Below are 19,473 nucleotides of genomic sequence, written 5' to 3'. Positions count from 1 at the left end.
AAGTTTAATTTATTTGGTTATAGTAAAATAATCGTAATTGATAATAACAACCTAAAATGAAATAAGTGATGCCATGGTAAATCAAGAACATGAATTTCTGTTAGAAATGACAGGGGTGAGTAAAGAGTTTCCTGGGGTTAAGGCATTAGATAAAGTAAATTTAAAAGTTCGACCACACTCTATTCATGCATTAATGGGAGAAAATGGAGCAGGGAAGTCGACACTATTAAAATGCCTATTTGGAATTTATGAAAAAAATGAAGGTGATATTATATTTCTAGGCGAGCATGTCAATTTCCAATCGTCTAAACAAGCTTTGGAAGCTGGTGTTTCCATGGTACACCAAGAATTAAACCAAGTATTACAGTGCTCGGTTATGGACAATATTTGGTTGGGTCGCTATCCCAAAAAAGGGTTGTTTGTTGATCACGATAAAATGTATCGTGATACCAAAGAAATCTTTGATGAATTAGATATTGATATTGACCCAAAAATTAAAGTAGCGAAATTGTCAGTTTCTCAAATGCAGATGGTCGAAATTGCCAAAGCATTTTCTTATAACGCTCGTATCGTGATCATGGATGAGCCAACTTCATCTTTAACTGAGAAAGAGGTATCACATCTCTTTACTATTATTAAGAAGTTAAAAGAAAAAGGCTGTGGCGTGGTTTATATCTCACACAAAATGGAAGAGATTTTCGCCATTTGTGATGAGATTACGATCCTACGTGATGGGCAATGGGTAGACACACGACCACTGCAAGGTCTAGATATGGACAAAATCATCTCGATGATGGTTGGTCGAGAACTTACTCAACGCTTCCCTGTAAAAACAAACGTCCCCAAAGAAGTGATTTTAGAGGTTAAAAACTTAACAGCGCTGAACCAACCTTCGATTCAAGATGTTTCATTTGAACTAAGAGAAGGTGAAATTCTCGGTGTTGCTGGGCTTGTTGGTTCAAGGCGGACTGATATAGTCGAAACGATTTTTGGGGTACGTGAGCGCAGTGGTGGACATATTGTTTTACACGGTCGTGAAATGAAAAACCGAGATGCTCATGAAGCCATTAATAACGGTTTTGCTTTAGTAACTGAAGAGCGTCGATCAACGGGAATATACGGCAATCTAGATATCACTTTTAATTCCTTAGTAGCTAACGTTGATGAATACAAAACCAAATTGGGATTGTTGAGCAACAAAAAGATGAAAAGCGATACTCAGTGGGTGATTGACTCCATGAGTGTAAAAACACCATCGCATGAAACATCGATTGGTTCCTTGTCTGGTGGTAATCAACAAAAAGTAATTATTGGTCGTTGGTTATTAACCCAACCTGAAATATTAATGTTAGATGAACCTACTCGTGGTATTGATGTGGGTGCTAAATTTGAAATATACCAGTTGATATTGGAATTAGCGAAGAAGAATAAAGGTATTGTTATTATTTCTTCTGAAATGCCAGAGCTGTTAGGTATTACTGACCGAATTTTGGTTATGAGTAATGGCCGTGCTGCTGGGATCGTTAATACTAAAGACACTTCACAGAATGAAATATTAGAGCTGGCCTCTCGTTACCTCTAGGGAAATTATTATGGATTCGGTTAAAACATTTGCAATGAAGCACCTTAAGGAAGGTGCGATCTATGCGGTTCTATTTATTCTTCTTGCTATTATTATTATTCAGGAACCTTCATTTTTAAGCTTGCGCAACTTCAGTAATATTTTAACGCAATCTTCTGTGCGTGTTATTATTGCACTCGGAGTAGCTGGTTTAATTGTTACACAAGGTACTGACCTTTCAGCGGGTCGCCAAGTTGGTTTGGCTGCTGTTATTTCAGCTACACTTTTACAGTCGATTGATAACGTGAACAAAGTATTTCCAACTATTGGTGAAGTGCCAATTATTGCGGTGATACTTTGTGTGTGTGCTATTGGTGCAATCCTTGGTTTGGTCAATGGTATTATTGTTGCTTATTTAAAAGTGACTCCATTTATCGCGACTTTGGGTACGATGATCATCGTATATGGTGTGAACTCACTGTACTACGACTCGGTAGGTGCTTCACCGATTGCTGGTTTTGATGAGCGTTTCTCTGCATTTACCCAAGGGTTCATCCGGTTTGGTGACTTTAGGTTCTCTTACATAACCTTTTACGCCATTATCGCGATTATCTTTATGTGGATTTTGTGGAACAAAACAGTTTTCGGCAAAAACATTTTTGCTGTCGGCGGTAACCCAGAAGCGGCGAAAGTCTCTGGTGTTAACGTACCAATGACACTACTTAAAGTGTATGCGTTGTCCGGTGTATTCTATGCCTTTGGTGGTATGTTAGAAGCGGGCCGTATTGGCAGTGCCACGAATAACTTGGGCTTCTTGTACGAGCTTGATGCGATCGCAGCATGTGTGGTAGGCGGTGTTTCGTTTGCTGGTGGTGTTGGTAGTATTGCAGGCGTTGTGACAGGGGTACTTATTTTTACTGTTATTAACTATGGTATGACGTATATCGGTGTAAGCCCTTACTGGCAGTACATTATTAAAGGTGGCATTATCATCTTTGCTGTTGCCTTGGATTCAATGAAATACGCAAATAAAAAATAATTACCTACCTGTGCGTCACGGTTAGTGGCGCTCTTTTCTATCTTTTGAACGCTAATGAACCTAATCATTTAACGCGGAGGCTCCATTTGGAGCCTCTCTTACATCTATCATCTCATTTGTGATAACCATACTTCTTTTTCCATCTTTTATTTGAGCCGTAAAGCTTTTGACAACCAACAGCTAAATTGCGAGGGTGTCCTCGCTCCCAGAAAGTAGCGTCTTCCCTTCAAGCTGAAGTTTTTGCCACTGAGGTAAAAAAGCCTTACAAAAGTCGTCGACATGGCAGAATAGGTCAGTTAACTTTTTCATAGCTGGTTCCTTTGCGATGATTTCCTTTTTAGTCGAAAGATCTGATCGCAGAACCAGCTTTTAGTTCCTGCCTATTTTTATCCCGAGTTCTGGTTAATTTACTCAAAACATCACTGAGCGCAGAATAAAATGGAAGGTTAACAATGACTACAAAATATAACGCGAGACAAAAACTAATGCCTACGTAAGAGAGGTTAATTCCTTTGAATGATCTATGCATTGATTACACCAAAATAAAACACCATGTGAATGCTGCAAAAATTAATGCAACGAGAACGGCGGCAGAGCCGATATCTTTTGCCCGTCCACTCAGTTCATGCCATTCACTACCGACTCGATCAACCACAGCTTCGATGGCGGAGTTCATCAATTCAACAAGCACAACCAGTACTAAGCTGCCAATCATTAATAGCTGCTCTATTTTCGTGACAGGGAGAAAGAATGTAAGCGCGATTAATATAAGAGAAGCAACCACTTCTTGCCTAAAGGCTGCTTCATTCTGCCATGCAGCATGAAGACCTTTCATTGAATAACCGGTGGCATAAAAAAGACGACTGATACCTGTACGACCTGGTTTCATAGTTCAAACAACCTAGTAATAATTATGTGAGAAATAAGATTAAATTAGACTAGCACCATAAGTGTGAAAAATTTGTTGAGGAAAATCACCCTTGTAGTGTAGTGAGATTAATTGTGCAGTATTGTTACTGTCGTAGTAATCATAACGTAAAGGCCTAGCAATTTCGCTAGGCCTTTTTATGGTTGGATGAGTTATCATTCGATGGGTGACTATTCCGCCGCTTTAGTCGGTTGTGTTCGTAGTTTATTTGCTAATGCCACTACAAATGGGCTACTAAGAATCAATACCGCAAGAAATGTAAAAGCAAGAGTAATCGGACGTTCCCACAAGAAACTTAATTCACCATCGCTGATCATCAAGGCGCGGCGTAAGTTTTCTTCCATTAAGCCTCCCAAAATAAAGCCGAGTAGCAAAGGCGCGAGTGGGAAATTAGCCAGCCTCAATGCTATTGCCCCCATAGCGACCAGTAGCATAATGAAGACATCCATAGTATTGAAGGATACCAAGTACACACCAGTAATTGAGAAAAACAAAATCATCGGTAGTAATACTGTTCTTGGTACGGCAAGTAACCTTGATATGTAGGGAATAAGCGGCAAATTTAAAATAATCAGTACGATATTACCCAAGTACATTGAAATGATGACAGACCAAAAAACATCGGGGTGATCAACAAACAAGCGAGGACCGGGTTGAATGCCGTATGACAAAAGTGCACCTAGCATAATTGCCGTCGTACCTGAGCCTGGAATGCCCAGAGTTAAAAGCGGTACAAACGAGCCACTGGATGCTGCGTTATTGGCAGACTCTGGTGCGACTAATCCTCGAATTGAACCTTTGCCAAATTGTTCTTTTTTATCTTTTGGTGCTAAGTTACGCTCCATGCCGTAGCTCAAAAATGCGGCGATGGTTGCACCAGCACCAGGTAAGACACCCGTGAAGAAACCAAGGATAGAAGAACGAATAGAAACCGGAGCCGCTTCCTTAAACTCTTCTTTGGTGATTTTCATGCTACCTAAATTACTGAGTTTATTTTGTTCATCTGAACGTGTATCGCCATCTGGTTTTAAAATGCCCATCAATGTTTCACCTAACGCAAAGGTAGCCATCGCGAGTAATAAGAAGCTAAAGCCATCCATTAAATCAGTTAAACCGAAAGTAAAACGCTCAACGCCAACCCCTTTATCGATACCCACCGTTGAAAGCATTAAGCCAAGAATGGTCATCATCCAAGCTTTAATTACTTGTCCTTTGCCTGCAAAAGCTGCAACGGCCGACAAACCTAATAGCATCAGTGCAAAATAATCAGATGATTGGAAACTTAGTGAGACTTTCGCCAGTGCAGGGGCTGCGACCAATAACATAATGGCTGAAAGTGTGCCGCCAGTGAATGAAGCATAAGCTGCAAGGGCTAACGCTTTACCTGCTTGGCCTTTTTGTGCCATTGGGTAGCCATCGAATGCGGTAACAACAGTGGATGAGCATCCCGGAGCATTGATTAAAATTGATGAGGTGGAACCACCAAAAATAGCGCCATAGTAAACACCAGCCATTAAAATTAGGCCTGAGGATGGTTCAAGACCATAGGTAATGGGGATCATCAGCGCGATAGCCGAAATCGGCCCCAGTCCCGGTAGCATACCGATAAAAGTACCAACAAAACAACCAATGATAACCATGAAGATATTCATTGGCATCATGGCGGTAGAAAGCCCTTGTAAAATTCCATCTAACATAATCTGTTCCTACCAAAGAGTGAAAATAAGCCCTGGCTCAAGGTAAATATCCAAGCCTTGAGTCAAGAGAAGGTAAAAGGCGATCACAAAAGGGAAAGACGCACCAAGAAGAATGGATTTACGTCTTTCACCCAAGATAAAAAAGCCGGCGAGAAGAAAGAAGCTGGTGGCGAGTACAAAACCAATGTATGTCAGTCCCAGCCCGTAAAGTGCCATCAACACTAAAAAGCCAATTAATAACTTCCAGTTAAAGTCGAGTACCGCTCCACTGTCTTTATCCGGTTTGCCCATCACCAATAACATCAGTGATAAAAACACACCGGCGTAAGTGAGTAAGTTCGGTAGTGTTTGCGCATTAAACGGTTCATATTCATCACCGGGAAACATGGGAATATTGGTGGTTTGATAGCCGTAACATAGGCTCAGAGCAAGAAAGACTAATGCACCAACACGATCGCGGCACAGTAGGTACTCCTTACTGAAATAATTAGTTGGCAGATCCGACATATCCAACTCCGTTGCAAAATAATGGATAGAAAAAGCCGCACACCAGCGAGTTAATAAATGTATCAACTAAGTGGTAAATTAAAGGGCGTGATTAGCGACCAATAACCTGACCGAATAAACAAAAGAGTATAAACATAGTGGAATGCGGCAAAAGGTGATTTAGAGGCGGGGACAACGTGCGCCCCCGAAACGTTACTATTTTAGGAAACCTAGCTCACGCATTAGATCACCCATTTGTTTTTCTTGATCTTCCAAGAATGAGTAGAACTCTTTGTCTGCCTTGTAGTTGTCTATCCAACCATTGCGGTCACGAACAACTTTCCATTCATCAGTGGTGTACATTTTCGACAAAGCGGCATTCCATTCATTGATTTTTTCTTGGCTAGTTCCCGGAGCTGCAAAGAAACCACGCCAGTTAGCAAATACGGTTGGGTTGCCATATTCAGTCAGTGTCGGAATGTTTGGTGCAACCTCAAGACGCTTTGGTGCGGTAATAGCAAGAATTTTCACTTGACCAGATTTCGACATTTCTAGTACTTCACCTAGGCCAGTAGAAAGCAACTGAGTTTCACCAGAAAGCAGAGCAGCCATGGCTTTGCCGCCCGCATCATACGCAATATAGCGTACTTCTTTCGGGTTGAGGTTTTGTCCTTTAAATGCTGCAGCAACGACCAAATGGTCCATACTACCGCGCGCGGAACCACCAGCTACTTTTACTTTTCGTGGATTGTCTTTGAAGTCTGCAACGGCATCTTCCCAAGTATTATATTTTGAATCGCCGGCTGCAACGATAGCACCGTAATCAGAAACGGTGGCAGCGATGGGGGTTAAATCTCGAAATGATTGAGGAAATACGCCAGATAAAGAACGCACCACAATAGGGGTCGAATTGACCATCAACGTATCTTGTTGACGATCTGCTGTTTCAATTAAGTGTGCAATGGCTTTGCCGCCACCACCGCCAGAGAGGTTTTGGTACGAAACATTACTGACAATATTGGCTTTCATCAGCACATCACCAGTACCACGAGCCGTCATGTCCCAACCACCACCGGCACCACCAGGAATTAAAATGTGCAGTTTTTCTATGTCAGCCGCCAAGCTACTGAAAGAAAAGGTTGCAGCCAAAATAGATGCGGCGAGGGTTGGTTTAAAATGCTTAAACATATTCACGTTCCTTATGTCGGCGCATCATTGTCGTCAGCGTAAGCTGGCTGACGATAACGTCATGATGCTTATTGTTATTATCATTATTCCGCTAAATGTAGCTTGTTGCGGATAATATTAAGTTAATAACTTGTTGCCGTTTTGTCTCTAATGCGTAGATAAAAACAATATTGAGCATAAAGGAAGTTTTGTTCATAAAGTTCACGCTCGGTTTCGCAGGCTTGATGTGAACTTTATATGAAGGGGCTTATTGACTTTTTACGAGCAATAACTTGCTGTTATTGTAAGAAAAATCAGAAGCTGCCATTTCATTTTCTTGGCTTAAAATTGAATCAATATTTGGTAGCAGTACAAAAAAGATCAATGGCTCTGCGTGAAGTGGTTGCCACAATGCATTCTCGCTATTTTGTGTATAACCGTTTAGGTAGACGGTTAACACCAAGCTATCAGGTGACAGTTGTGAATGGTTAAAATGACCTAAGGTATGGACGGCTCCCCACACAGAGTCTAGCGAACGCTCAAAAGCACTCTTTAAGTAAAGATCAATTGCGAATCTCTGTTGGTTGGATTGTTGATGCACTTGTAGTCGTTCGCCTAAATATTTCCCTTTGTTAAAAGGTAAATATCCTAAATTGTTTGCAGCGATGGTCCCTTGATTGTCACAGGTTTGAACAGAATCTTCGTTTTGCACGCTGCTGTATAATTCACAACCAAAACGTCCAATCAGGTGATTCAATGCAACATGGAAGATCTGTACATCGAAGGTATGACCATTTTTTTCGCGCAAATTTAATTCTGGAAATAGCGTAGGTAATTCATCTTCGACAGATTTGAGGTCGGTTGTCCATACCAAGTGATTTTGCTCAACCGCGCTTCGAACTACATTTGGGTTATCCGCAACAGTAAGTTCGTTTTCTGAGTAGTAAGCCTCACTTAAAGTAGAGTAGGTCATTGAGTGGTATTCATCTAATGAATAAGCAATGCATCCCGATAGCAAAGGAATAGTGAGTAGTGAGGTAAAATATTGTGCAGTTGTGCTTGTCTTCCAAAGACTCATAGTGACTACCATGTCATAGGTGATTGTTTGCATTTGTTATTCTATCGGTTCAATGATTATTTTTCCCTTTCCAAGCTCACAGAGTTACCTTGCTATCTAACCTTTACATTCTGGTTAGACATTGAGTCAGTTTATTATACATTAGTCTAAAGTGTCGACAATTGTCTTGATTGTTGACACTTTATTGGTATATTTTGTGTTTAGTTTAATTAATTGTTAACACATTTTTCTTTTTAGTGATGTAAACCAGCTAGTGAAGAACTGTGTAAGGCGAAATGATGAATACAATAGTCCAAAATAAAGCGCTAAAAACAAGCACTCTTGAGCGTCAAAAAGAGTTGATGGCTAAGCCAGAAAAAGAAAGCACCAAATCTGAGAATCTGACTGAGTATTTGATTGAAGCGATTGTTGAAGGGCAAATCGCACCCGGCAGTAAGATTTCAGAACCGGAACTTGCTAAACATTTTCAAGTCAGCCGAGGTCCACTGCGTGAAGCCATTATGCGAGTTGAAGGACTAGGCTTGATCGAGCGTATCCCACATATTGGCGCACGGGTTATTCAACTATCACCCGACAAATTAGTTGAGTTATACGCGGTGCGCGAGGCTCTTGAAGGAATGGCCGCTAGGCTTGCGGCTCGCAATATCAACACCGACGAGTTAATTAGACTTGAAGGGTTATTGTCGACACATTCTCACCATATCGACCAAGTGGAAGGGGCATCTTACTTTCACCAGCATGGTGATTTCGACTTTCATTACTGCATCATCAAAGCGAGCCGCAATCAGAAACTCATCACTTTATTGTGCGATGAGCTTTATCACTTATTACGTATGTATCGCTATCAATCACCGCGTTCACATTCACGCCCTAAAGAGGCGTTAGATGAGCATAAATACATTCTGCAAGCGATAAAAAACCACGATGAAGAATTGGCTGAAATGTTAATGCGACGCCATATATCCGGTAGCCGGAAATTGATTGAACAGCAGATTGCGAACGAACAGTAGATAACCAATGGCTTGAAGTTATTAAATAAATAGTGGTGGTACAGGCTGAGTGTCAGTGTAGAACCACTTCAAGACGAAAAGAATCGAAATCTAAAGCGCACTGATTAGGAGAATCTCATGAGCTTAAGTCCGGGGGCGAAATTTAGACTCGCCGTGCAAAGTAATGACCCGCTGCAAATTGTCGGCACCGTCAACCCTTATTGCGCCATGATGGCGAAACGTTTAGGCCACCAAGCGATTTATCTTTCCGGTGGCGGTATTGCCAATGCGTCTTATGGATTGCCGGATCTTGGCATAACAACGCTTAACGATGTGCTGGTGGATGTGGAGCGCATTACTAATGCGTGTGATTTGCCTTTGCTGGTCGATATAGATACCGGATTCGGTGGTGCATTTAACATTGCCCGCACGATCAAATCGATGGAAAAAGCCGGTGCAGCCGCGATCCACATGGAAGATCAAGTCGCGCAGAAGCGCTGTGGCCACCGACCAAACAAAGCCATTGTCAGTCAACAAGAAATGGTGGATCGCGTGAAAGCGGCCGCTGATGCACGCATCAATCCTGAATTTGTCATCATGGCACGAACAGATGCGTTAGCGGTGGAAGGAATTGATAGCGCAATAGAGCGTGCGATTGCTTGTGTGGATGCTGGCGCAGATATGATTTTCCCTGAAGCGATGACCACTCTAGAACAGTATGACCGTTTTTCGACTGCACTTGCTGCGGCTAGTGGTAAACACGTGCCAATTTTGGCCAATATTACCGAGTTTGGCCAGACGCCACTTTATGGCTGTCAGGCTTTAGCAAAATCGAAAGTTGACATGGTGCTTTATCCACTCAGTGCGTTCCGAGCAATGAATAAAGCGGCTGAAATGGTGTATCGCCATTTACTCGAACATGGCAACCAAGAAGCTTTACTCGATACGATGCAAACCCGCAACGAACTTTATGATTATCTCAATTACCACGATTATGAAGACAAACTCGATCAGCTGTTCTCTGAGAAAGAATAAGTGAAGTGCGCTTAATGAAAAGCGCAATACATCAAATAAAAATCAACAGAATAAGCATGGACTGAATTAACTATTGGCCACTAACAAGATAAATAGAAATAACAAGCTCTAAATGAGCATATTCAATAACGTGAAATAGCTTGAACGACCCGCTACCTAATTATGGTGTTTTTCTACAACTTCGGATTTTTAGAAAGACAAGACATGATGAAGATAAAAGCACATCCACACGAGATAGGGCGTAAGAGCAAGAAAAGGAGTTCAACATGTCAAATGCACCACTCGGCGGCGCAGGTCTGCGCGGACAAAGCGCGGGCGTTACTGCTTTGTGTACCGTAGGAAAAACCGGAACCGGCTTAACTTATCGAGGTTACGATATTACTGACCTTGCCAATAACGCACAATTTGAAGAAGTCGCGCATTTATTATTGGTTGGACATTTACCTACCCAAGCCGAATTGGATCAATACAAAACTCGTTTAATTGGTCTACGTGGTTTGCCACAGCCACTGAAGGCTGCACTAGAGCTTATCCCTGAGGATGCGCATCCAATGGATGTCATGCGCACAGGCTGTTCTGTACTTGGTAATCTTGAAACTGAACACAGCTTTGATGAGCAACTCAGTGCGACTGAGCGCATGTTGGCGCTGTTTCCGGCCATTATTTGTTACTGGTATCGTTTTAGCCACGATGGCGTTCGCATTGATACCGAAGATCAAAGTGAAGATTGCATCGGTGGTTACTTTTTGAAAATGTTGACCGGGAAAACCCCAAGCGAGCTACATAAGCAAGTGATGCATTGCTCATTAATTTTGTACGCTGAGCATGAATTTAACGCTTCAACGTTTGCAGCGCGAGTGTGTGCATCTACCTTGTCAGACATCCACTCTTGCGTGACTGGTGCGATTGGTACATTGCGTGGCCCGTTGCATGGTGGTGCCAATGAAGCGGCAATGGAAATGATTGAAAATTGGCAAACACCTGAAGAAGCAGAGTCCAACATCCTGCAAATGCTCGCTAATAAAGACAAAATTATGGGATTTGGTCATGCAATTTATCGTGAAAGTGACCCGCGCAATGCGCTGATCAAACGCTGGTCTAAAACTTTGTCTGAAGCCGTCGGCGATACTCATCTGTACGCCGTGTCAGAGAGAGTCGAAGCGGTGATGAAGCGCGAAAAAGGTTTATTCTGCAATGCCGATTTCTTCCATGCTTCGGCGTATCACTTTATGGATATTCCCACCAAACTCTTTACCCCTATTTTTGTGATGAGTCGTTTAACAGGCTGGGCTGCGCATGTTTTTGAACAACGTGCCAATAACCGAATCATTCGTCCAAGTGCCGACTACGATGGCCCAGAGCATCAACAATGGTTACCGATAGAGCAGCGTAAATAACGAAATATAAAGCGTTCCCCACTTTGGGGACGGTTTGAGGGAGGAATAATGTGATGGGTGGAAGTAATGAATAATCAAACAGTTAGCCAGTTTCAGAGTAATAGCCAATACAAAAAAACATTGGCAGGTACAACACTGGATTATTTTGACGCGTGCCAAGCGGTTGATGAAATTCAAATGGGTGCGTATGAAAAACTCCCTTACACCTCGCGAATTTTGGCGGAAAACTTAGTCCGTCGTTGCGAGCCGCATGCATTGGTTGATTCTTTAAAGCAATTGATTGAGCGCAAGCGTGATCTAGATTTTCCTTGGTATCCAGCGCGTGTCGTTTGCCACGATATTTTAGGCCAAACCGCATTGGTTGATTTAGCTGGTTTAAGAGATGCGATTGCCGAACAAGGTGGTGATCCAGCCAAGGTTAATCCAGTGGTGGAGACGCAATTAATAGTCGATCACTCCTTAGCGGTGGAGCACGCAGGCTTTGAGCCTAATGCCTTTGAGAAAAATCGCGCAATTGAAGACCGTCGCAATGAAGACCGCTTCCATTTTATCGAATGGTGTAAAACCGCGTTTGAAAATATCAGCGTCATCCCTGCGGGTAACGGCATCATGCACCAAATTAATCTAGAAAAAATGTCGCCTGTGGTTCAAGTCAAAGATGGTGTTGCCTTTCCAGATACGTGTGTTGGCACCGACAGCCACACGCCGCATGTCGATGCATTAGGTGTGATAGCGATTGGTGTTGGCGGCCTAGAGGCTGAAACAGTGATGCTCGGTCGCCCATCAATGATGCGTTTACCCGATATTGTTGGGGTGAAATTAACTGGGAACCGTCAGCCCGGTATCACCGCTACCGATATTGTACTCGCGATAACTGAATTTTTACGTAACCAGCGCGTGGTTTCGTGTTATCTGGAATTTTTTGGCGAAGGGGCGCGTAATTTGACCATTGGTGATCGCGCTACCATCTCTAATATGACACCTGAATACGGCGCAACCGCAGGGATGTTTTACATTGATGAACAGACTATCAATTACCTAAAGCTAACGGGACGAGATGCCGAACAAGTGGCGTTAGTGGAGCAATATGCAAAGCAAACGGGGCTGTGGGCGGATGATTTGCAACACGCGGAATATGAGCGTGTGTTGGAATTTGATTTATCACAAATACAACGCAATCTTGCAGGACCTTCTAATCCACATCGTCGCTTACCCACCTCCGAACTCACTCAGCGCGGTATCGCTGGTGAATGGCAAGAAAAAGAGGGTGAATTGCCTGATGGCGCGGTGATCATCGCCGCCATTACGTCGTGTACCAATACCAGTAACCCACGTAATGTGGTTGCAGCAGCACTGTTGGCCAAAAAAGCGAATCAGCTTGGTTTGGTGCGTAAACCTTGGGTGAAAACGTCATTCGCTCCAGGTTCAAAAGTGGCCAAGTTATACCTAGAAGATGCGGGATTACTATCCGAGTTGGAGCAGCTTGGTTTTGGGATTGTCGGCTATGCATGTACCACCTGTAATGGCATGAGTGGTGCGCTGGATCCGCTCATCCAAAATGAAATCATCGAACGCGACCTTTACACCACAGCTGTGTTGTCGGGCAACCGTAACTTTGACGGTCGTATTCACCCTTATGCCAAACAAGCATTCTTAGCTTCACCACCGTTGGTGGTGGCTTACGCGTTGGCGGGAACGATTCGTTTTGATATTGAAAAAGATGCATTGGGCACTGATGCACAAGGTAACCCGATCTATCTCAATGACTTGTGGCCGAGCGATGAAGACATTGATGCTGTTGTTAATCATCACGTAAAACCGGCACAGTTCAATCAAATCTATATTCAGATGTTTAAGCCAGAGAGTGAAGCAGCAAACAACAATCCGCTTTATGATTGGCGGCCAATGAGTACCTATATCCGTCGTCCTCCTTATTGGCAAGGTGCTCTAGCCGGTGAGAGAAGTTTGTCTGGTATGCGTCCTCTGGCGATTTTGGGTGACAATATCACTACCGACCACTTATCACCATCGAACGCTATTTTAGCTTCTAGTGCCGCAGGTGAGTACCTGACCCAAATGGGGGTTCCAGAAGCTGATTTTAACTCGTATGCAACCCACCGAGGCGATCACCTCACCGCGCAGCGTGCCACTTTTGCTAACCCCAAGTTATTTAATGAAATGGTGCAACCGCGGGGTAAGGTTCAACAAGGATCACTGGCACGCATTGAGCCTGAAGGGCAGGTCACACGTATGTGGGAAGCCATTGAAACTTACATGAATCGTAAACAACCGCTCATAATTATCGCAGGAGCCGATTACGGTCAGGGTTCATCTCGTGACTGGGCGGCGAAAGGAGTGCGTTTAGCTGGCGTTGAAGCGATTGTGGCTGAAGGTTTTGAACGCATTCATCGTACTAATTTAGTCGGTATGGGCGTGCTACCACTGCAATTTAAAGCTGGGACTGATCGTCACACGTTAGAACTCGATGGTACTGAACTTTATGATGTTGTGGGTGAGATCAAACCGTGTGTCGATTTAGCTTTGGTTATCACTCGTACTCAAGGCGAAAGAAACGGTGAGAAACTAGACATTGCGGTGACATGTCGTTTAGACACGGCTGATGAAGTGAATGTCTATAACGCAGGCGGTGTATTACAACGTTTCGCGCAAGATTTTCTGGCTCAGTAGGGAGAAAGATAAGTGAGTAAATCATTAAAAATCCCAGCTACTTATATGCGTGGTGGTACGAGCAAAGGCGTTTTCTTTCGATTAGAAGATTTACCACAAGCTGCACAACAAGCTGGAGAAATCAGAGACCAGCTGTTGCTACGTGTGATTGGTAGCCCTGATCCTTATGCTAAGCAGATTGATGGCATGGGGGGGGCTACATCGAGCACCAGTAAAACCGTCATTGTCAGTAAAAGCGAGCGAGACGATCACGATGTTGATTACCTGTTCGGACAAGTTTCTATCGATAAACCGTTTGTCGATTGGAGTGGAAATTGCGGCAATCTTTCCGCTGCAGTAGGCCCGTTTGCCCTTCATAGTGGCTTTATCGATAAAGAGCGCATTCCCGACAATGGTGTAGTAACAGTGCGCGTGTGGCAAGCGAACATTGGAAAAACCATTTTAGTGCATGTGCCGATTTGTAATGGTGAAGTACAAGAAATGGGGGATTTTGAATTAGATGGCGTGACGTTCCCTGCTGCCGAAATTCAGGTTGATTTTCTTAATCCTGCAGATACAGCTACCGATAATAATAACTCCATGTTCCCAACAGGAAATTTGGTTGATGATCTGGAAGTGCCCGGTTTAGGCACCTTAAAAGCCACCATGATTAATGCAGGCATTCCAACCATTTTTGTTGAAGCGAATGCGATTGGTTATCAAGGTATTGAGCTGCAAGATAAAATCAATAGCGATGAAAAAGCGTTGGCGATGTTTGAATCGATTCGTGCTTATGGCGCATTAAAAATGGGATTGATTGAGCATCTCGAACAGGCACAGCAACGTCAACATACGCCAAAGGTCGCGTTTGTGGCAAAAGCGCAAAACTACCTGTCATCGAGCGGTAAAGCGGTTTCTGCGAGCGAAGTGGATATTCTGGTTAGAGCCTTATCGATGGGTAAACTGCACCACGCCATGATGGGTACGGCGGCGGTCGCCATCGCTTCAGCCGCTTGTGTGCCCGGAACTTTGGTGAATACGATGGCCGGTGGTGGCGAAAAAGAGTCGGTCACTTTTGGTCATCCATCGGGCTCATTGAAAGTGGGGGCGAGTGCTACCAGAACCAATAATAATTGGACAGTAGAAAAGGCGGTAATGAGTCGTAGTGCGCGAGTATTAATGGAAGGTTGGGTGAGAGTCCATTTTTAAAATAGAAAAATGACGTGAAGGAAAATGTTATGTCTGCATATTTAAAGGAATATCAATGGGCTCAATCTGAACCAGAATCATTTTGGCAAACGCAAGCCAAACAGATTGATTGGTTTGAATTTCCGAAAACCATATTACAAAAAGACAGCAACGGTATTGAACGCTGGTTTGCTGATGGTGTGCTTAATACCTGTTGGCTGGCGTTGGATTATCACTGTGAACAGGGGCGAGGTGAACGTACCGCCTTAATTTATGATTCTCCTGTAACGGGAAGAAAACGCCAATATACATATACCGAGTTACGTAACCAAGTGGCAAAAGTCGCTGGCATGCTGGTTGAACAAGGCGTGGCTAAAGGCGATAGGGTAATCATTTACATGCCGATGATCCCTGAAGCGGCGATGGCAATGCTCGCATGTGCAAGAATCGGCGCGATTCATTCTGTGGTCTTTGGTGGTTTTGCCCCCAATGAACTGGCAGTGCGAATTGAAGATGCCGAGCCGAAAGTGATCATGACGGCATCGTGTGGTATCGAAGTCGATAAGATTCTGCCTTATAAACCGCTGGTGGATCGCGCGATTTTAGACAGTCACTGGAAGCCAGAAAAAGTGTTGGTATTGCAGCGATCCGAGCATGTGGCTGAACTAAACCATGAGCGAGATATTGAATGGAATAGCGCGGTTAAAGCTGCACTTCCTCACGGTTGTGTACCGGTGTTAGCTACTGATCCGCTCTATATTCTTTATACTTCTGGTACGACAGGCAAGCCGAAAGGCGTGGTGCGTGACAACGGTGGTCATGCGGTAGCGATGAAGTATTCTATGTCGACTATCTATAACATGCCGCAAAACGGGGTATTCTGGGCAGCTTCAGATGTGGGGTGGGTTGTTGGGCATTCCTATATTGTCTATGCGCCGCTTATTCATGGTTGTACCACTATCTTGTATGAAGGGAAACCGGTGCGGACACCAGACCCTGCCGCGTTTTGGCGAGTGTGTGAAGAGTATCAAGTCGAAGCGCTATTCTCTGCCCCGACCGCTTTTCGGGCCATTAAGAAAGAAGATCCTAATGGCGATGGTTTGAAGCGTTATGATTTGTCCAAGTTAAAAACTATTTTTATGGCCGGAGAAAGGCTTGATCCACCGACCTTAGATTGGGTAGAACTGAACACCAACAAACCAGTTATTGACCATTGGTGGCAAACCGAAACCGGCTGGGCGATAGCGGGTAACCCTACTGGTTTAGAACTTATACCAGTTAAGGCCGGCTCTGCAACTAAGCCGCTTCCCGGTTATCAGGTTGAAATTCTCAATGAATTTGGTGAAGTATTACCCGCGAATCAACAAGGGTTTGTCGCACTTAAACGGCCGCTACCACCAAGCTGTTTACCGACAGTGTGGCGCAACCATGATCGTTTTGAATCCGGCTACCTAGCGCAATTTGAAGGTTATTATGTTTCTGGTGATGGTGGTTATCTTGATAAAGACGGTTATCTGTTTATCATGGGGCGAATTGACGATGTGATTAATGTCGCTGGGCATCGATTATCGACGGGTGAAATGGAAGAAATTGTCGGTGCGCATCCTGCTGTTGCCGAATGTGCAGTCGTTGGTGTGTACGATGAACTGAAAGGGCAGTTGCCATTGGGTTTGGTGGTACTTAAAGATGGTATCAAGCTCGATGAGCTGGAATTAGAAAAAGAGTTAATTGGTAAAGTGCGTAGTGAGATTGGAGCAGTCGCTTGCTTTAAGCATGCCTTGGTGGTCGAACGTTTACCCAAAACGCGTTCAGGTAAAATTCTACGACGGGTGATTCGTCAAATTGCCGATGGCGATGAATACGCCGTACCTTCAACAATTGATGATCCAGCTAGCCTTAGTGAGCTTGAAAAAGCACTACATCACTAGGTTTATTGACCATGGTATTAACGCCTCACATGCTGTGAGGCGTTTTTCAATGTGAGTAGCAAATATTGATTTACTTAAATTATTATAAGGGTACTTTGTTCTCTATATCTTAACAATGAGACAGCTTTAGAAAGTGTTTGCATGAAAAGGGACTACGTCGAGATGTATTTTTTCAGAGCTATCTTATAAAATCGTGCCCCCAGCTTTCTTCATTCATGGTGCAAAATATGTCACAAATAACGATTGCCCCAGCCGGTGATACCGATTTGGCATCATTGAATCAACTAATGTATGACCTTCACCATGAACATCATCTCACTTGCCCGCAATATTTCAAAACCGCAGAAGAGATAGAACAAGAGAAAAGCATTGCTCGCTATCTCGATGATCCAGAATGCTTAGTTTATGTCGCAAAAAAGCAAGGGGCAATTGTCGGTTTTATTACGGGGCATTTTTGTGAGCTGATCTCGACAGTTAGCCAACCTGTGCAAATGGGAAGTATTGATGAGCTTTATGTTGAGCCAAAAGAGCGCCAACAAAAAATCGCGCAGATGTTGCTAAACAAAATAGAACAAACTTTTGAAGACTATGGTGTAAGTGAAGTTTTTGTTGAAGTGTGGGATTTTAATCAAGGTGCGCAGTCTTTTTATCAGCATTCAGGTTTTTCTCATCATATTCATTGGTTACGTAAGTCAATCGATAACAAATAGGTCGGTGGCTGATATTGATAGGTTTTAATGTGTTTAAGCAGTTTTTATTGATCAGCGGGATATTACTTTCATTGCTGTTTTCAACGAGTGGTCTTGCACTAGAACAGGGTAAGAATATTCGTGGTGCCCTATGTTTGATCAAAGCCGATGACAAGATTGTGTTGGTCAATGAGATCATCACAAAACAGATTTCGTTACCAGGTGGCACTATCACCCCAGGAGAAACCCCAGAGCTAGCCGCTCAGAGAGAAACATGGGAAGAAACCGGTTTAGTGGTGACTGTTGGATCAGTATTAGGCTATACCGATAGTGCGGTTATTTATAATTGTCGTAGTGATTCGGACGTTATTGCATTTAAGCCCAAGAATGTATTCGATGGGCATGAATTACCGATCTGGTTTGCGCCTCATTACGGAGTTGAAGTCGCCAGCGCAATGTTGGTTGACCCGAATAAAATAAATGCATACCAGTACCGCTACCCAGAACAATGGCAATTTATCATAGACATGGCTACTCAAGCTGAGGATCAGCCAGTTAATTATGTCTCTGAGCTTATGGCCGCAGCCCCTAAGATCCACCAAATTCAATTACATTGGATAGTGTCACTGCAACAAGCGGTTACCTTATTGCCAGAACCACTGTTGAATGGTGTCAACCTAATGGCTAATTGGCTGACAAAGTTGGCAAGCCCTTTATTTTTGATTGTTTTATTTCCATTGATTTCAGGCTATTTTGGAAAACAATCTGTTTTCAAAATATTTTTTGTTGTCTCCGTGACATCGATACTTTCTTTGGTTGCTGAGCAAGGTTTTACCTTGCCAAGACCGCATGCTTATATTCCCTTTTTGGAGCGACACCAAGGCTATGGCAATGGATTTCCTAGTTTACCGATAGCGTTATGGGTTGGTGTCGGGATTATCCTGCTTAGAGCTTGTGGAAGGTTGTATTGGAATCGATGGGTTGCCTTATGCTTGGCGATAATGTCACTATTTATGTTGAGTCAATTTTATATTGGTGAAGCATTCTTGACGGATATGGCAATGGGCGGATTACTCGGTTTTTTGATAGCATGGCATATCATTCGTTTAGAGTTGAAGCCTGATGTTGATATCAATACTTTGTTGAGTTCACGGGGTGTTTGGTGGGGCTTAACGATTTCAGTTGCGATTTTGACCGTGATATGGCCGTTTCCTATTTTCACTTTGTGGCTTGCAGTATTGAGCACTGCTTCAATGTTGGTGCTGGTTATGAAAAAAATTGAGTTCCGTATGACGGAGACGCAAATGTGGTTAGCCGTTATCTTGTTACTTGGGGGCAACCACCTCATTTCGTATGCAGCAACATTTATTGCCTATAGCGGCTTGCTATCGTTAGTCGTTGAAACGCTACGCTTTCCAGTCTTGATGGTTATTTTTACTCTCTCATGGAGAAAAAAAGCGTATAAATAGAACGCCTCAATTGACGATGAGGCGTTTATTGTATCGAGAAAACCCCCAGCTAGGCTGGGGGTTCCGTAAAGCTTACAGCTATAAGTCAGTTATATAACCCCTTTCAATTTGATAAAAACGTCTTGTGGTCTGGCAACTGCAAGAGTCAATTAAGA

The 19,473-nt window shown here is 43.4% G+C and carries 16 protein-coding genes and 1 pseudogene; 10 read left to right on the top strand and 7 right to left on the bottom strand.

The window, feature by feature from the left end; genetic code table 11:
- Nucleotides 1-73: 73 nt before the first annotated feature.
- Nucleotides 74-1,582 (top strand): galactose/methyl galactoside ABC transporter ATP-binding protein MglA, encoded by a 1,509-nt coding sequence (mglA, locus tag AACW06_RS13705; RefSeq protein ID WP_053309876.1) that lies wholly within the window; start codon nt 74-76, stop codon nt 1,580-1,582.
- Between the two features lie 10 nt (nt 1,583-1,592).
- Nucleotides 1,593-2,600 (top strand): galactose/methyl galactoside ABC transporter permease MglC, encoded by a 1,008-nt coding sequence (gene mglC, locus AACW06_RS13700; RefSeq protein ID WP_176246325.1) that lies wholly within the window; start codon nt 1,593-1,595, stop codon nt 2,598-2,600.
- A 115-nt stretch (nt 2,601-2,715) separates the two neighbouring features.
- Here the strand turns inward: mglC and AACW06_RS21035 are convergent.
- The 7 genes and pseudogenes from AACW06_RS21035 to AACW06_RS13670 all read right to left on the bottom strand — a co-directional run.
- Nucleotides 2,716-2,826: pseudogene (locus AACW06_RS21035) on the bottom strand (IS5/IS1182 family transposase); the annotation flags it as partial.
- Nucleotides 2,781-2,909, bottom strand: coding sequence for a hypothetical protein (locus AACW06_RS13695; protein WP_272956763.1), 129 nt, complete (start codon nt 2,907-2,909; stop codon nt 2,781-2,783). The pseudogene AACW06_RS21035 and the gene AACW06_RS13695, both read right to left, overlap by 46 nt.
- A gap of 223 nt (nt 2,910-3,132) precedes the next feature.
- On the bottom strand, nt 3,133-3,489 hold the full coding sequence (locus AACW06_RS13690) for a diacylglycerol kinase (RefSeq protein ID WP_176246328.1): 357 nt from the start codon (nt 3,487-3,489) through the stop codon (nt 3,133-3,135).
- 209 nt (nt 3,490-3,698) lie between these two features.
- Nucleotides 3,699-5,225, bottom strand: a complete 1,527-nt coding sequence (locus AACW06_RS13685; protein WP_192075487.1) for a tripartite tricarboxylate transporter permease — start codon at nt 5,223-5,225, stop codon at nt 3,699-3,701.
- Between the two features lie 9 nt (nt 5,226-5,234).
- On the bottom strand, nt 5,235-5,732 hold the full coding sequence (locus AACW06_RS13680) for a tripartite tricarboxylate transporter TctB family protein (protein ID WP_053309867.1): 498 nt from the start codon (nt 5,730-5,732) through the stop codon (nt 5,235-5,237).
- 195 nt (nt 5,733-5,927) lie between these two features.
- Complete coding sequence (locus AACW06_RS13675; protein WP_053309866.1) at nt 5,928-6,899, bottom strand: tripartite tricarboxylate transporter substrate binding protein; 972 nt, start codon at nt 6,897-6,899, stop codon at nt 5,928-5,930.
- Nucleotides 6,900-7,146: 247 nt separating this feature from the next.
- Nucleotides 7,147-7,989, bottom strand: a complete 843-nt coding sequence (locus tag AACW06_RS13670; protein WP_238336710.1) for a hypothetical protein — start codon at nt 7,987-7,989, stop codon at nt 7,147-7,149.
- Nucleotides 7,990-8,234: 245 nt separating this feature from the next.
- Between AACW06_RS13670 and AACW06_RS13665 the strand changes: the two genes are divergently transcribed.
- The 8 genes from AACW06_RS13665 to AACW06_RS13630 all read left to right on the top strand — a co-directional run bounded on the left by AACW06_RS13665 (nt 8,235) and on the right by AACW06_RS13630 (nt 19,318).
- Nucleotides 8,235-8,966: a GntR family transcriptional regulator gene (locus tag AACW06_RS13665; RefSeq protein ID WP_192075486.1), complete on the top strand. Its 732-nt coding sequence runs from the start codon at nt 8,235-8,237 to the stop codon at nt 8,964-8,966.
- Between the two features lie 117 nt (nt 8,967-9,083).
- Nucleotides 9,084-9,980 carry a methylisocitrate lyase gene (gene prpB / locus AACW06_RS13660; RefSeq protein ID WP_192075485.1) on the top strand — a complete coding sequence of 299 codons (897 nt, stop codon included), beginning with the start codon at nt 9,084-9,086 and terminating at the stop codon, nt 9,978-9,980.
- A 266-nt stretch (nt 9,981-10,246) separates the two neighbouring features.
- Nucleotides 10,247-11,377, top strand: coding sequence for a bifunctional 2-methylcitrate synthase/citrate synthase (gene prpC, locus AACW06_RS13655; RefSeq protein ID WP_192075484.1), 1,131 nt, complete (start codon nt 10,247-10,249; stop codon nt 11,375-11,377).
- A gap of 66 nt (nt 11,378-11,443) precedes the next feature.
- On the top strand, nt 11,444-14,065 hold the full coding sequence (acnD, locus tag AACW06_RS13650; RefSeq protein WP_192075483.1) for a Fe/S-dependent 2-methylisocitrate dehydratase AcnD: 2,622 nt from the start codon (nt 11,444-11,446) through the stop codon (nt 14,063-14,065).
- 12 nt (nt 14,066-14,077) lie between these two features.
- On the top strand, nt 14,078-15,253 hold the full coding sequence (gene prpF / locus AACW06_RS13645; RefSeq protein ID WP_192075482.1) for a 2-methylaconitate cis-trans isomerase PrpF: 1,176 nt from the start codon (nt 14,078-14,080) through the stop codon (nt 15,251-15,253).
- Between the two features lie 29 nt (nt 15,254-15,282).
- Nucleotides 15,283-17,160, top strand: coding sequence for a propionyl-CoA synthetase (locus AACW06_RS13640; RefSeq protein WP_192075481.1), 1,878 nt, complete (start codon nt 15,283-15,285; stop codon nt 17,158-17,160).
- 227 nt (nt 17,161-17,387) lie between these two features.
- On the top strand, nt 17,388-17,870 hold the full coding sequence (locus AACW06_RS13635; protein ID WP_192075480.1) for a GNAT family N-acetyltransferase: 483 nt from the start codon (nt 17,388-17,390) through the stop codon (nt 17,868-17,870).
- Nucleotides 17,871-17,899: 29 nt separating this feature from the next.
- The gene (locus AACW06_RS13630; protein ID WP_192075479.1) at nt 17,900-19,318 is read left to right on the top strand and encodes an NUDIX domain-containing protein; all 1,419 of its coding nucleotides are present in this window, start codon (nt 17,900-17,902) and stop codon (nt 19,316-19,318) included.
- Nucleotides 19,319-19,473 lie beyond the last annotated feature (155 nt).

Origin of the sequence: Vibrio sp. S12_S33 (assembly GCF_963889785.1) — a bacterium.
Classification (GTDB): domain Bacteria; phylum Pseudomonadota; class Gammaproteobacteria; order Enterobacterales; family Vibrionaceae; genus Vibrio; species Vibrio aestuarianus.
Note: the sequence above shows the minus strand (reverse complement) of the source record. Positions and strands in the feature narration are given on the sequence as shown.

What these genes read in the sequence shown, in the direction of transcription:
- mglA (WP_053309876.1), top strand. Translation starts at nt 74, where the DNA reads ATGGTAAATCAAGAACATGAATTTCTGTTAGAAATGACAGGGGTGAGT.
- AACW06_RS13665 (WP_192075486.1), top strand. Translation starts at nt 8,235, where the DNA reads ATGAATACAATAGTCCAAAATAAAGCGCTAAAAACAAGCACTCTTGAG.
- AACW06_RS13695 (WP_272956763.1), bottom strand. Translation starts at nt 2,909, where the DNA reads ATGAAAAAGTTAACTGACCTATTCTGCCATGTCGACGACTTTTGTAAG.
- AACW06_RS13680 (WP_053309867.1), bottom strand. Translation starts at nt 5,732, where the DNA reads ATGTCGGATCTGCCAACTAATTATTTCAGTAAGGAGTACCTACTGTGC.
- acnD (WP_192075483.1), top strand. Translation starts at nt 11,444, where the DNA reads ATGAATAATCAAACAGTTAGCCAGTTTCAGAGTAATAGCCAATACAAA.
- AACW06_RS13640 (WP_192075481.1), top strand. Translation starts at nt 15,283, where the DNA reads ATGTCTGCATATTTAAAGGAATATCAATGGGCTCAATCTGAACCAGAA.
- prpB (WP_192075485.1), top strand. Translation starts at nt 9,084, where the DNA reads ATGAGCTTAAGTCCGGGGGCGAAATTTAGACTCGCCGTGCAAAGTAAT.
- AACW06_RS13675 (WP_053309866.1), bottom strand. Translation starts at nt 6,899, where the DNA reads ATGTTTAAGCATTTTAAACCAACCCTCGCCGCATCTATTTTGGCTGCA.
- AACW06_RS13685 (WP_192075487.1), bottom strand. Translation starts at nt 5,225, where the DNA reads ATGTTAGATGGAATTTTACAAGGGCTTTCTACCGCCATGATGCCAATG.
- AACW06_RS13635 (WP_192075480.1), top strand. Translation starts at nt 17,388, where the DNA reads ATGTCACAAATAACGATTGCCCCAGCCGGTGATACCGATTTGGCATCA.
- prpC (WP_192075484.1), top strand. Translation starts at nt 10,247, where the DNA reads ATGTCAAATGCACCACTCGGCGGCGCAGGTCTGCGCGGACAAAGCGCG.
- AACW06_RS13690 (WP_176246328.1), bottom strand. Translation starts at nt 3,489, where the DNA reads ATGAAACCAGGTCGTACAGGTATCAGTCGTCTTTTTTATGCCACCGGT.
- AACW06_RS13670 (WP_238336710.1), bottom strand. Translation starts at nt 7,989, where the DNA reads ATGCAAACAATCACCTATGACATGGTAGTCACTATGAGTCTTTGGAAG.
- mglC (WP_176246325.1), top strand. Translation starts at nt 1,593, where the DNA reads ATGGATTCGGTTAAAACATTTGCAATGAAGCACCTTAAGGAAGGTGCG.